The organism is Serratia sp. BNK-33-b, from assembly GCF_048684565.1.
Taxonomy (GTDB): Bacteria; Pseudomonadota; Gammaproteobacteria; order Enterobacterales; family Enterobacteriaceae; genus Serratia; species Serratia marcescens.
On record NZ_JBLQTZ010000001.1, the window covers coordinates 760,714 to 773,106 of the forward strand.

A 12,393-nucleotide genomic window follows, 5' to 3' on the forward strand; every position below is an offset into this window, starting at 1 on the left:
TAAAGATATAGTGAAATTTCACAGTGTTTTAACAAAAGGGGCGAAACTGCCATGAGACTGACCTTCACTTTACCTGAATCCTGCGGCGCGGCGACGTTGAATGTTGAGATTGATCATCTGGTGATCGCCGGTTGGACCGGACGCGATCGCGAGGCGATCTTGCACCATATTCGTGAATTGGCCGAGCTGGGCGTGCCCCAGCCCAGTGCAATCCCCCTGTTTTACCGCGTTGCCGCCAATCAGTTGAGCCAGCAAGAGACCATTGAAGTCATTGGCAACGCGACGTCCGGCGAAGTGGAGCCGCTGATTTTTGCCCACCGCGGCGAACTGTTCGTGTCATTGGCGTCCGATCACACCGATCGTCAACTCGAAGCGCACAGCGTGGCGCTGTCGAAACAGATTTGCGTTAAACCGGTGGCGCGAGCCGCCTGGCCGCTGCAGGAGGTGTTGGAACATTGGGACAGTTTGATCTTGCGTTCGTGGATCAGAGAAGAGGGCGAATGGCGATTGTATCAACAGGGCTGCCTTGCCGCGTTGCGTACGCCCGGTGATTTGCTGGAACGTTACTTCACCGGTATGCAGCCGCCGGAGTGCGGGCTGGCGCAGCCGCAAACGCCCGACGGGTTGGCGATGACTTGCGGCACGGTGGCGGCGATCGGCGGCATTCGGCCGGCTGGCGAGTTTCGCATGGAACTGGTGGACGACGTGCTCGGGCGAACCATCAGTCATCGCTACCGCAGCATCGAACTGCCGGTGGTGGCGTAATGAAAAAGCTGACTTTGATGCAGGCCACCGCCGGGCTGGCTAGCGGTGAGCTCACCGCAGTGCAACTCACCACCGCCGCTTTGGCGCAGATCGTCGATGAGCGGGGAGAGGGGGGGCGCGCATTTACGCGTACCTACACCGAGTGGGCGCAACGGCAAGCGCAGGCCTCCGATCGGCGACGCGCCGCCGGCTCGCCTCTGTCGGCGCTGGATGGCGTGCCGATCTCGGTCAAGGACCTGTTTGACGTGGCCGGTGAGGTGACCACGGCCGGTTCGCGCGTATTAGCGGACGCGCCAGCCGCTGAAAAACACGCTGCGGTAGTGGAACGGCTGTTGCAAGCCGGCGCGGTGGTGGTTGGCAAAACGACGATGACGGAGTTCGCCTATTCCGGTCTGGGCATCAATCCGCATTACGGGACGCCGGCCAATCCTTGGGAGCGCCAGGCGGCGCGCATTCCCGGCGGCTCCTCTTCCGGTGCGGCGGTGGCGGTGGCCGACGGCATGTGCCTGGGCGCGATTGGCAGCGATACCGGCGGGTCGGTACGCATTCCCGCCGCGCTGTGCGGGTTGACCGGTTATAAACCCACTGCACGGCGCATCAATGACGCCGGCTTACTGCCGTTGTCGCCTTCGCTGGATTCGATCGGCGTGATCGCTCATGACGTCGCCAGCTGTATTGCGCTGGATGCACTGATTGCCGACTGTCCGCTGCGGGTGCCGCAAAAAACGTTGGCGCAGGCGCATTTTGCCGTGCCGCAAGCGGTGGTGCTGGATGAACTGCAGCCGGAAGTCGCCGGGGCGTTCCAGCGCAGCCTGCAATGCCTGAGTCAGGCAGGCGCACGTATTGAATTTATCCCCGCCACGGCGTTCGCCGAGCTGGCGGCGATCAATGCCGATGGCGGTTTCACCGCGCTGGAGTCCTGGCGCTGGCATCAAGCGTTGATCGCTGAACGGGGCGATGGTTATGACCCAAGGGTGCTGTCGCGCATTCGCCGCGGCGCATCCTTGGGCGACGCCGAGCTGCAGCTGTTGCAGCGACAACGCGCCGGCTGGCAGCGGCGAGTTACGGCGGAGCTGCAGAGTTTTGACGCTTTGCTGATGCCGACCGTGCCGATGATTGCGCCAACTATCGGCGAGCTGGCGGCGGATGATGCCTACTTCCGTTGCAACGGACTGATGCTGCGCAATCCCGCGATCATCAATTTCCTCGACGGTTGCGCGTTGTCCTTGCCTTGCCAACAGCCAGGAGAGGCGCCGGTCGGACTGATGCTGGCTGGGTTGCCGATGCGTGATGAGGCGTTGTTGGGGTGGGCGCTGGCGATCGAACGCTGCCTCGCCGACGCGTGATTTTCCGGTGGGCGCAGGCCTGCCTTTTGAGATGACCAGGAGAATATCCATGAACGATTCCCAGAACGGAATGCTGTTTGTCGCGACGGATGTCGCCACGCAGGATGATGCGGATTTCAATCGCTGGTATGACCGCGAACATGTGGAGGAGCGAGTGCGGGTGCCCGGTTTTTTATCCGGCACCCGCTATCGGGCATTGCAGGGGGGGCGTCAATATTTGGGGTTGTATAAAACCGAATCATTGGCCAGTTTTACCTCCGAAGCCTATCGCGCCGCGTTTCAACACCAAACGCCATGGTCGGTGGCGAGCCTGGAGAAAATGCGTGATCCAATGCGCAGAGTGTGTGCGGTGGAGGCGGTCACTGGCCAAGGGTGCGGCAGTCATCTCTGTATCTTTGTGCTGCCGTCGGCGGCATCGGAAGCGCTGCATGCCCGCGTCTTGCAATTGGGTGCGCAGCTGGCTGAACAGCCCGGATTCGTGCGCAGCAGCCTGTTGACGCCGGATGCCGAACTCAGTTCCCCGCTGCCGAAAGAATCGCGAGAAAACCGCCGAATGTTGCCGATGCTATTGATCGAAAGCAGCGACGCCGAAGCCGGCCTGCGTTTAAGCGAGCAGGCCGCTGAAGCGCTGAACATGCCCGCCGCCGATGCCTGGCATTATGCCCTTGGCTGGCAACTGACCGCACAGGAGCTGACATCATGAATGCATACACCACTGAAACGGCACAGGCTGCCGCACCGGCCGCAGAAAGCACCGCCGCACCGCCCAATACCGGCAAACTGGCGGCGGCCAGCTCGATCGGCACGGCGCTGGAATGGTACGATTTCACCGTCTACAACATCATGGCCGCGTTGATTTTCAACCATGTATTCTTCCCATCGTTCGATCCGCTGGTGGGCACGATTCTGGCTTTCTCCACTTATGCGGTGGGTTATGTTTCCCGGCCGATCGGTGGCATCGTATTCGGCCACCTTGGCGATGTGTTGGGACGGCGCTTTGTACTGGTCACCACGCTGGTGATCATGGGCGTGACCACGGCGCTGATGGGATTGCTGCCCGGCTACGCCAGCTGGGGGATTTGGAGCCCGCTGCTGCTGGTGACGCTGCGCTTTATTCAGGGCATTGCGCTGGGCGGAGAATGGGCGGGTGCGGTACTGTTGTCGATGGAACACGGCAAGCCGCATCAGCGCGGGCGCAACGCGTCCTTTGCTCAGGTAGGGCCGTCCTGCGGTTCGCTGATCGGCACAGGCCTCATTACGTTGGTGACGTTGGCGATGTCGGCGGACGATTTCCAGCAATGGGGCTGGCGGATCCCGTTCCTGCTGAGTCTGGTGCTGGTCATCTTCGGTTTGTGGCTGCGCCGGGGGGGGTGAGACGCCGGCATTTTTACAACTGGAGGCGTCGAAAGATGTTACGCAGTCGCCGATCCGCGAAGTCTTCACGCAGCACATGCGTCCACTGCTGATCGCCGGCGGATCGCGAATCGGCTCTGACGTGCTCTATGCGTTGGTGGTCGTGTTCACGTTGACCTACGTCACCACCGTGCTGAATCTGCCGCGCCCTCTGGCGCTGGGTGCCACCATGCTGGGGGCGATAGGCAACGCCGTCGCAGTACCGCTGTTCGGCGCGTTGTCGGATCGCTTCGGCCGTCGTCCGGTGTATATCGGCGGTGCATTGGCGGCGATAGTGTGGGCGTTTGCGTTCTTTGTCCTGCTCGACAGCAGTCAACCGGTGTTGATCTGCATGGCTGTGGTGATTGGGCTGTTGATCCATGCGGCGATGTATGGGCCACAGGCGGCATTCATCACGGAACAGTTCCCGACACGGGTGCGTTATGCCGGATCTTCGTTAGCCTATACCTTGGCGGGGATTATCGGTGGCGGCTTTGCCCCGCTGATCATCACTTCTTTGTTTAAATCTTACGACAGCACGCTGGCGATTTCCGCCTATGTCGCGTTGGCTCTGCTTATCACGCTTTGGGCGGTATGGGCGGCGCGGGAAACGGCGCATAAGCCGCTGTAAATAGAACGCCGGGCTACTTTGGGCCCGGCGTTCGGTCAAAACCACACAAACGGTCATTAACGGTCATGCTGCGGAACGTGGAATTGTGACCGTTTACCGTTTCTCGCCAGTCTGCCTCAGGCGGTCGCGCATCATAACTGTCTGTTACTCCACACTTTCGTAATTATTCATTTCATTTCCTTCCCGATTTTTTTGACAACTATCACAGCGCGATCGTTGCCCGATCGCGGGGCGATGCGCTTTGCGTCTGCGCGCAAAACGCGGCGCGGCAAATCGATATCGTAATCATCGTCGTGGAGGAGAAAAGAAACATGCTGCCTGTAGAACGTCATCGCTTTATCACCGAAGTCTTGAGCCAGCGCGGCCGCGTGATGGTGCAGGAGGTGGCGCAGCTGTGCCACATCTCTATCGAGACGGCGCGGCGTGATCTGGCCCTGCTTGAACGGCGCGGCCTGCTGCTGCGCAGCCACGGCGGCGCGGTGTTCGTCGAGCCGCCGGCGGCGGAGAAAACCTATGTGCCCGCCGAGATAGACCAGGGGGAATCTTTCCGCCAGCGCAGCAACGAGGCGCCGGAGCAGAAGACGCGCATCGCCAAACGCGCGCTGGAGTTTATCGCGCCGGGGGATTGCCTGCTGTTGGACAGCAGCTCTACCAGCTGGTTTTTGGCGCGCCAGCTGCCGGATATCTCGCTGGTGGTGCTGACCAACTCGCTGCACATCATCCAGACGCTGGCCTGCAAGGCCAACGTGCGCACCATCGGCCTGGGGGGCGAGTATTCCGCCAAGTACGAGGATTTTATCGGCGTGCTGGCGGAGCAGATGCTGAAAGAGTTCGTGATCAACAAGCTGTTCTTCTCCTGCCACGGCATTTGCCAGGACGGCGGCATCCGCGAGAGCAACGAGCACCATGCGCGGTTGAAGCAACAGATGCTGCTGGCCTCGGAGCGCAAGTTCCTGCTGGTGGACAGCAACAAGTTCGGCCGCCGCTCGTTCGCGCGTATCTGCCACTACCGGGAGATAGATACCTTAATCACCGACAGGCTTGGCGACGACGAATTTCGTCAGGAACTGGCCTGGAACAACGTCGACGTGATTGAAGTTTCACCCGCCGCGAAAAGGGCGGCGCGATAACAACAACGAAAACCCTTTATTACAGCCAACACTTGTGGAGAGAGAACAATGAAAAAATCCGTACTGGTCGGTCTGTTTGCCTCGCTGCTGCTGTCGGTCTCCGCGCAGGCGGCGGACAAGCTGAAAATGGGCGTGGTGGTGAAGATCGGCGGCATTCCCTGGTTCAACGCCATGGAGGCCGGCATCAAAAGCGAGAGCGCCAAACGCGGCATCGACGCCTGGATGGTCGGGCCGACGGCGGCGGATCCGGCGCTGCAGGTGCGCGCCATCGAGGATCTGATCGCGCAGAAGGTGGACATCATCGGCGTGGTGCCGAACGACGCCCGGGTGCTGGAGCCGGTGCTCAAGCGCGCGCAGGAAGCGGGCATCAAGGTGATCGTGCACGAATCCCCCGGCCAGAAGTACGCCGACTGGGATTTTGAGCTGGTGGACGCCTCGCAGCACGGGGTCAACCACATGAAAGCGCTGGCCGCCTGCATGAAAGAGCAGGGCAAGTACGCGGTATACGTCGGCAGCCTGACGGTGCCGCTGCACATCACCTGGTCGGACTCGGCCATCAACTACCAGAAGCAGCACTACCCGAACATGCAGCTGGTGGGCGATAAGTTCGGCGTGGGGGAATCGCTGGATGACAGCGTACGCACCACCAACGATCTGATGGCCAAGTATCCCGATCTGAAAGGCGTGCTGGCGTTCGGTTCGCAGGGGCCGATCGGCGCCGGGCGCGCGGTGCTCAACCGCGGAAAAATCAACGATATCTGCGTCATCGGGCCGTTCAGCCCGGGGCAGGGCGCTTCGCTGGTCAATCGCGGCGCCATCAAGGGCGGTTATATCTGGAATCCGATGGTGGCGGGCGAAGTGTTCGTGCGCATCGCTGACATGATGCACAAGGGCGAAAAAATCACCGATGGCATGACCATCGAAGGCATGGGCAAGGTGCAGGTGGATGCGCAGCAGCACACCATTCTCGGCAACGCCACCGAAAGCCTGGATAAGCAAAACTTGCCGAAGCTGGTGAAGATGGGGCTGTAATCATGGCGATTTCCGGCAATACGGCAATGCAGGGCGCGCCGCTTATCGAACTGCAACAGCTGTCGATGACCTTTGGCGGGCAGCGCGCGCTGAACGATATTTCATTGGCGCTGATGCCGGGGGAGGTGCACTGCCTGGCCGGCACCAATGGCTGCGGCAAGAGCACGCTGATCAAGGCGATCGCCGGCGTGTATCAACCGGATGATGGCAGCCGTATTACTCTTGATGGGCAAACCTTCGGCCGACTGTCGCCGGATCAGGCGCGCGCCTTCGGCATTCAGGTGATCTATCAGGATCTGTCGCTGTTTCCCAACCTGACGGTGGCGGAAAACATCGCCTTTGAGCACAACCTGCGCGGGCTGTTGGGGTGGCACCGCCCGGCCAGGCTGCGGCGCGCCGCCGAGCGCCTGCTGCAGGCGCTGAGTTTTAATCTGGATCTCGACAAACGGGTGGCGGAGCTGCCGATCGCCCAGCGCCAGCAGGTGGCGATCTGCCGCGCGCTGGTGGCGGAAGCGCGGCTGGTGATCATGGATGAACCGACAGCCTCGCTGACCCGCACCGAAGTCAACCAGCTGCTGCGTACGGTGGACTATCTGAAAGCGCAGGGCATCTGCGTGGTGTTCGTCAGCCACCGGCTGGACGAAGTGCTGGAGATCTCGGATCGCGTCACGGTGATCCGCGACGGTAACAAAGTCGGCACCTGGCCGGCGGCGGAGATCACCGGCGATCGTCTGACCGAGCTGATGACCGGCTTGAAGCTGGATTATCGCCTGAAGTCACCGAGCATGAATAAGGATCGGGTGATGCTGGAGGCGGATCGTCTCAGCCGCGCCGGGCAGTATCAGGATGTGAGCTTCCGGCTGCATCAGGGGGAGGTGCTCGGGCTGTGCGGGTTGCTCGGCTCCGGGCGCACCGAGCTGGCGCTGAGCCTGTTCGGCATGACCCGGCCGGACAGCGGCAAACTCTACCTCGACAGCAAACCGGTGCGCTTTCGCGGCCATGAGGACGCGATCAAGGCCGGCATCGGCTACGTCTCGGAGGATCGCCTGACGCTGGGGCTGGTGCAGCAACAGTCGGTGGCGGATAACGCGGTGCTGACCATTCTCGATAAGCTGCGCGGGCGCTTTCGCCTGATCGACGACTACCGCAAGAATCGCATCGTCGCGGAGTGGATCGCCAAGCTCGGCGTGCGGGTGGCGGATCCGGATCAGGCGGTTTCGACGCTGTCCGGCGGCAATCAGCAAAAGATCGTGCTGGCCAAGTGGGTGCTGACCCAGCCGCGGATCCTGATCCTCGATTCGCCGACCGTCGGCGTCGACGTCGGCGCCAAGGCCAGCATCTACCAACTGATCCATCTGCTGGCGCAGGAGGGGATCGCCATTTTGCTGATCTCCGACGAGGTGCCGGAGGTGTATTACAACTGCGATCGGGTGCTGCACTTCAGCGGCGGCAGCGTGATCGGCGAATACCTGCCGGGGCAGGTGAGCCAGCAACAGCTGGCGGAGGCGGTCAATGCGTAGATTCAGTTTGAAACCGCGCGGCAACGAAGGCTATCTGGCCTGGGTACTGCTGCTGACGGTCATCGTCTTTTCACTGCTTAGCGATCGTTTTTTGACGGTGCAAAACCTGCTCGATCTCAGCGAAAGCTACGCGGTGAGCGGCATATTCGCCCTCGGCCTGTTTGTGGTGCTGGTGACCGGCGGCATCGATATCTCCTTCGCCGCGGTCGCCTCGGTGGTGCAGTACCTGATCGCCACGCTGGCGACGCACTACGGCCTGGCCAACCCGGCGGGCAGCATTTTGCTGGCGTTGGCGTTCGGCGCCGCGCTCGGCATGGTCAACGCGCTGCTGATCTACTGCCTGCGTATCGTCTCGATCATTGTCACCATCAGCATGCAGGCGTTGTTGTTCGGCATGCTGATGTGGTTGACCAACGGCCGCAGCCTGTACGCATTGCCGGACTGGTGGACGTTGCCGCGCAGCGTGCTGCCGTTCCAACTGGGTGAACAGAGCTATCAGCTCGGTTTGCCGACGCTGGTGATGCTGGCGGTGGCGCTGTTGACCTGGCTGCTGCTGAACAAAACGCACCTCGGGCGCCAGCTGTTTGCCGTGGGCGGTGATGCGGAGTCGGCGCGGCGCATCGGCATCCGCGTTGGCCTGCTGCATCTGTTCGCCTATGGCTATCTGGGCGCGATGGCGGCGATCGGCGGCCTGGTGCAGGTGTATCGCATGGGGGAAGTGGTGCCCAACGCGCTGGTGGGCGGGGAGCTCGACGTGCTGGCGGCGGCGGTGCTGGGCGGCGCCAGCCTGAATGGCGGCAAGGGCAGCGTGGTCGGCACGCTGATGGGCGTCTTCCTGATCGGCGTGCTGAAAAACGGCCTCAACCTGATCGGCGTGTCCAGCTACTTCATGAACGTGGTGATCGGTCTGGTGATCGTCGCGGCGATCACCGTCACTCACTACAAGAAACGCAAAGAAACCGACGTTGGTTTCGCCTGAGGAGCGCCTGATGGGCAACAACCTGAAATTTCGTCCGGACGGGGTCGCCGTCGGTCTGCTGGCATTGCTGCTGGCGGTGGTGCTGGCCTTTAGCCTGCTGATGCCGGGGCGCTTCTTAAGCGGCGCCACCTTCACCAGCGTGGCCTTCCAGCTGCCGGAGCTGGGCCTGCTGACGCTGGCGATGTTCATTCCGATCCTCAGCGGCGGCCTGAACCTGTGCATTATCGCCAGCGCCAACCTGACCAGCCTGCTGATGGCCTGGCTGTTCATCAGCTATCTGCCGGCGGACGCCGGGCTGGGCTTGCAGGCGCTGTGGCTGGCGTTGGCGCTGGCGGCGGCGATGCTGCTGGCCGGGCTTATCGGCGCGGCGACCGGCGCACTGGTGGCGTACGTCGGCGCGCATCCGATTCTGGTGACGCTGGCCACCATGACCACGGTCAACGGCATCGGCATCTACCTGACGCGCGGCGCGGCCCTGAGCGGCATGCCGGAGATCGTGCGGTTTATCGGCGCTGAGCGCGTGCTGGGCGTGCCGGTACCGCTGTGGATCTTCCTGGCGGTCGCCGCCTTGCTGGCGCTGTTCTTGCAGAAAACCCGGCTCGGCAAATGCATCTACATGAGCGGCAGCAACATCAACGCCACCCACTTCAGCGGCGTGAATACCCATCGGGTGCTGATCGCTATTTACACCCTCTCCAGCCTGCTGTGCGTCATTGCCGGGCTGGTGATGATGGCGCGCTTCAACTCGGCGCGCATGGGCTACGGCGACTCCTACCTGCTGCTCACGGTGCTGGCGATCATTCTGGGCGGCACCGATCCGTTCGGCGGTTTTGGCCGGGTCAGCGGCGTGGTGTTGGCGCTGATCGTGCTGCAGGTGATCGCGACCGGTTTGAACCTGATGAACGTCAGCCCGCATTTCAGTCTGGCGATGTGGGGCGCGGTGCTGATTGCGGTGCTGGCGATGAAGTTTTTCCGACATCGCTATCGGCAGCGGCGGGCGATGCGCCGCAGCGCGGCCCAGGCCAGAACCGCGGCGGGCCACTGATCCCTTTTCCCTTTTGCGCAGGATAACGCTAATGAAATACCAGATTTCACCTTCATTGATGTGCATGAACCTGATGGATATCCGCCAGCAATTGGCGGTGCTGAATCGCCGCGCCGATATGCTGCATATCGACATCATGGACGGGCACTACGTTAAAAACATCACGCTGTCGCCGTTCTTTATCGAACAGATCCGCCCGCACACCTCGTTGTTGCTGGATGTGCATCTGATGGTGGAGAACCCGACCGATTTCATCGACCCGATCGCCCGCGCCGGCGCGGACTTTATCTGCCCGCACGCCGAAACCATCAACCGCGACGCGTTCCGCGTGATCAATCAAATCCGCGCGCTGGGCAAAAAAGTGGGGGTGGTGCTGAACCCGGCCACGCCGGTGGAGTTTATCCGCCACTACCTTCATCTGCTGGACAAGGTCACGGTGATGACCGTCGATCCCGGCTATGCCGGGCAGCCGTTCATTCCCGAAATGCTGGACAAGATCCGCCAGTTGCGCGATCTGAAAAGCCAACAAAATCTGCGCTATCTGATCGAGATCGACGGATCCTGCAATCAGCGCACCTACCGCGATCTGATGGGCGCCGGCGCGGAGGTGTTGATCGTCGGCAGCTCCGGGTTGTTCAACCTCGATCCGGATCTGGAGGCGGCATGGGAAAAAATGCTGGATCAGATGCGGCAGGCGGCCTGAGGCGGGGGATATGATGCGGCATTTTCTTGGCGTTGACGTTGGCGGCACCAATACCCGCCTGCTGTTGATGGATGATGACGGCGAGTTTAGCGCTTACCGCAAGATAGCGACCGCCGACTGGGCGCGGCAGGCCGATCCGCTGGCGGCGTTGGGCCGCCTGATCGCCGGGCATAGCCAGGATCGTCAGGTGGCGCAGGTGATGCTTGGGTTGCCGGGGATCCTCAGCCGCGATCGCTCGCGGGTGCTGTCGCTGCCGTTCATTCCGGCGCTGGACGCCCAGCCGGTGGCGGCGCTGTTGGCCGATTTGCTGGCGCTGCCGGTGCGAATGGACAAGGATGTCAACCATCTGCTGTGGTGGGATTTGCAGCAGTTGCCGGCGCTGCCGCAGGTGGCGGTGGGGCTGTATCTGGGCACCGGCATGGGCAACAGCCTGTGGCTTAACGGCGACTTTTACCACGGGGCGCACGGCGCCGCCGGCGAGTTGGGGCACATTCCCTGGCCGGGCCATCTGGGCGAGTGCCCGTGCGGCAAACGGGGCTGCGTCGAGAGTTTGACCTCCGGCCATTGGCTGACCGGCTGGGCGCGCGCCAACGCGGCGCAAACGCCGTTCGACCGGCTGTTCGAGCGCCACGGCGATCATCCGGATTTGCAGCGTTTCGTCGAACGATTGGCGCAGACCATCGCCATCGAAATGAACGTGATCGACCCCCAACGGCTGATCCTGGGCGGCGGCGTGATCGCCATGCGCGGTTTTCCGTTGGCGCGGCTGGAGCAAGAGATCCGCCGTCATCTGCGCGGGCCGCAGCCGGCACAGGGGCTGGCGATCTCCATCAGCCGCCTGACCGATGAAACCGGCAGCAAAGGCGCCTGTCTGGCCGCACGGCGCCACTTCCAATTAAGCAGGGAGTACCAGCAATGAAAGGCAAAGTCTGCGTGTTCGGTTCGTTCAACCTGGATATCGTCGCCGGCATGGCGCGGTTTCCGCAGCCCGGCGAATCGCTGATCGCCCGTAACAGCATGATGGGCGCGGGCGGCAAGGGCGCCAACCAGGCCACCGCCGCCCTGCGCGCCGGGGCGCGGGTACATTATATCGGCAAGGTGGGGCGCGACGACTTCGGCACCTTCGCCCGGCGCCATCTCGCCGCGGCCGGTTTCGATGCGGTGACGCTGTTCTCGACCGGCGATTGCCCGACCGGCAATGCGCTTATCTACGTTGCCGGCGAGGATGCGGAGAACATGATCGCCGTCGATCCCGGCGCCAACCTGACGGTCAGCGAGGACGAGGTGCGCCAGTGCCGCCCGGCGATCGCCGCGGCGGATATTCTGTTGACCCAACTGGAGAACAACCTGCCGGCGATCGAACAAGTGATCGCCATCGCCCGCGAGGCGCGGACGTTCATCATTCTCAACCCGGCGCCGTTTCAACCGGTGCCGGACAGCCTGTTGGCGCAGGTCGATCTGCTGACGCCCAACGCCACCGAATGCACATTGCTGACCGGCGTGCCGGTGCGGGATGTGGCTTCGGCGCGCCAGGCGGCGCAGGTGCTGCACGCCAAGGGCATTCGTTTGCTGATCGTGACCTTGGGCACGCAGGGGGCGTTGTTCTCGGATGGGGAACACAGTGAGCTGATCCCGGCGTTTCCGGCGCAGCCGAAAGACACCACCGGCGCGGGGGATGCGTTTAACGGCGCCCTGGCGGCGCAGTTGGCGAATCAGGTGCCGTTAGCCGATGCGGTGCGCTTCGCCGCCGCCTACGCGGCGGTCTGCGTGGAACGCGCCGGGGCGGCGGGGTCGATGCCGAGCTATGAGGAAGCGTTGGAACGCCAGCAGGCGTTCGCGTGACAAAGACG

11 protein-coding genes and 1 pseudogene are annotated in these 12,393 nt (G+C 62.5%); all 12 read left to right on the plus strand.

The window, feature by feature from the left end; translation table 11 throughout:
- Nucleotides 1–51: 51 nt before the first annotated feature.
- The 12 genes and pseudogenes from ACMGGK_RS03560 to rbsK all read left to right on the plus strand — a co-directional run bounded on the left by ACMGGK_RS03560 (nt 52) and on the right by rbsK (nt 12,385).
- Entirely contained in the window at nt 52–765 is a 714-nt protein-coding gene (locus ACMGGK_RS03560; RefSeq protein WP_025304139.1) for a DUF2848 domain-containing protein, read from the plus strand.
- On the plus strand, nt 765–2,111 hold the full coding sequence (locus ACMGGK_RS03565) for an amidase (protein ID WP_049300364.1): 1,347 nt from the start codon (nt 765–767) through the stop codon (nt 2,109–2,111). The genes ACMGGK_RS03560 and ACMGGK_RS03565 overlap by 1 nt, the downstream gene beginning before the upstream one ends.
- A gap of 49 nt (nt 2,112–2,160) precedes the next feature.
- Nucleotides 2,161–2,814: a DUF4286 family protein gene (locus tag ACMGGK_RS03570; RefSeq protein WP_016929991.1), complete on the plus strand. Its 654-nt coding sequence runs from the start codon at nt 2,161–2,163 to the stop codon at nt 2,812–2,814.
- Nucleotides 2,811–4,134, plus strand: a pseudogene (locus ACMGGK_RS03575) (MFS transporter). Before ACMGGK_RS03570 ends, ACMGGK_RS03575 begins: the two are co-directional and overlap by 4 nt.
- Before the next feature lie 311 nt (nt 4,135–4,445).
- Nucleotides 4,446–5,264 carry a DeoR/GlpR family DNA-binding transcription regulator gene (locus tag ACMGGK_RS03580; RefSeq protein ID WP_016929989.1) on the plus strand — a complete coding sequence of 273 codons (819 nt, stop codon included), beginning with the start codon at nt 4,446–4,448 and terminating at the stop codon, nt 5,262–5,264.
- Between the two features lie 48 nt (nt 5,265–5,312).
- Entirely contained in the window at nt 5,313–6,296 is a 984-nt protein-coding gene (locus ACMGGK_RS03585; RefSeq protein ID WP_079452408.1) for a substrate-binding domain-containing protein, read from the plus strand.
- A gap of 2 nt (nt 6,297–6,298) precedes the next feature.
- On the plus strand, nt 6,299–7,816 hold the full coding sequence (locus tag ACMGGK_RS03590) for a sugar ABC transporter ATP-binding protein (protein WP_028127692.1): 1,518 nt from the start codon (nt 6,299–6,301) through the stop codon (nt 7,814–7,816).
- Nucleotides 7,809–8,795, plus strand: a complete 987-nt coding sequence (locus tag ACMGGK_RS03595; RefSeq protein ID WP_016929986.1) for an ABC transporter permease — start codon at nt 7,809–7,811, stop codon at nt 8,793–8,795. The genes ACMGGK_RS03590 and ACMGGK_RS03595 overlap by 8 nt, the downstream gene beginning before the upstream one ends.
- Before the next feature lie 10 nt (nt 8,796–8,805).
- Nucleotides 8,806–9,840, plus strand: a complete 1,035-nt coding sequence (locus ACMGGK_RS03600; RefSeq protein ID WP_016929985.1) for an ABC transporter permease — start codon at nt 8,806–8,808, stop codon at nt 9,838–9,840.
- A 31-nt stretch (nt 9,841–9,871) separates the two neighbouring features.
- Nucleotides 9,872–10,543 (plus strand): D-allulose 6-phosphate 3-epimerase, encoded by a 672-nt coding sequence (alsE, locus tag ACMGGK_RS03605; protein ID WP_016929984.1) that lies wholly within the window; start codon nt 9,872–9,874, stop codon nt 10,541–10,543.
- Nucleotides 10,544–10,553: 10 nt separating this feature from the next.
- Nucleotides 10,554–11,462 (plus strand): allose kinase, encoded by a 909-nt coding sequence (alsK, locus tag ACMGGK_RS03610; RefSeq protein ID WP_016929983.1) that lies wholly within the window; start codon nt 10,554–10,556, stop codon nt 11,460–11,462.
- Nucleotides 11,459–12,385, plus strand: a complete 927-nt coding sequence (gene rbsK, locus ACMGGK_RS03615; protein ID WP_033639466.1) for a ribokinase — start codon at nt 11,459–11,461, stop codon at nt 12,383–12,385. Before alsK ends, rbsK begins: the two co-directional genes overlap by 4 nt.
- The last annotated feature ends 8 nt before the right edge of the window (nt 12,386–12,393 follow it).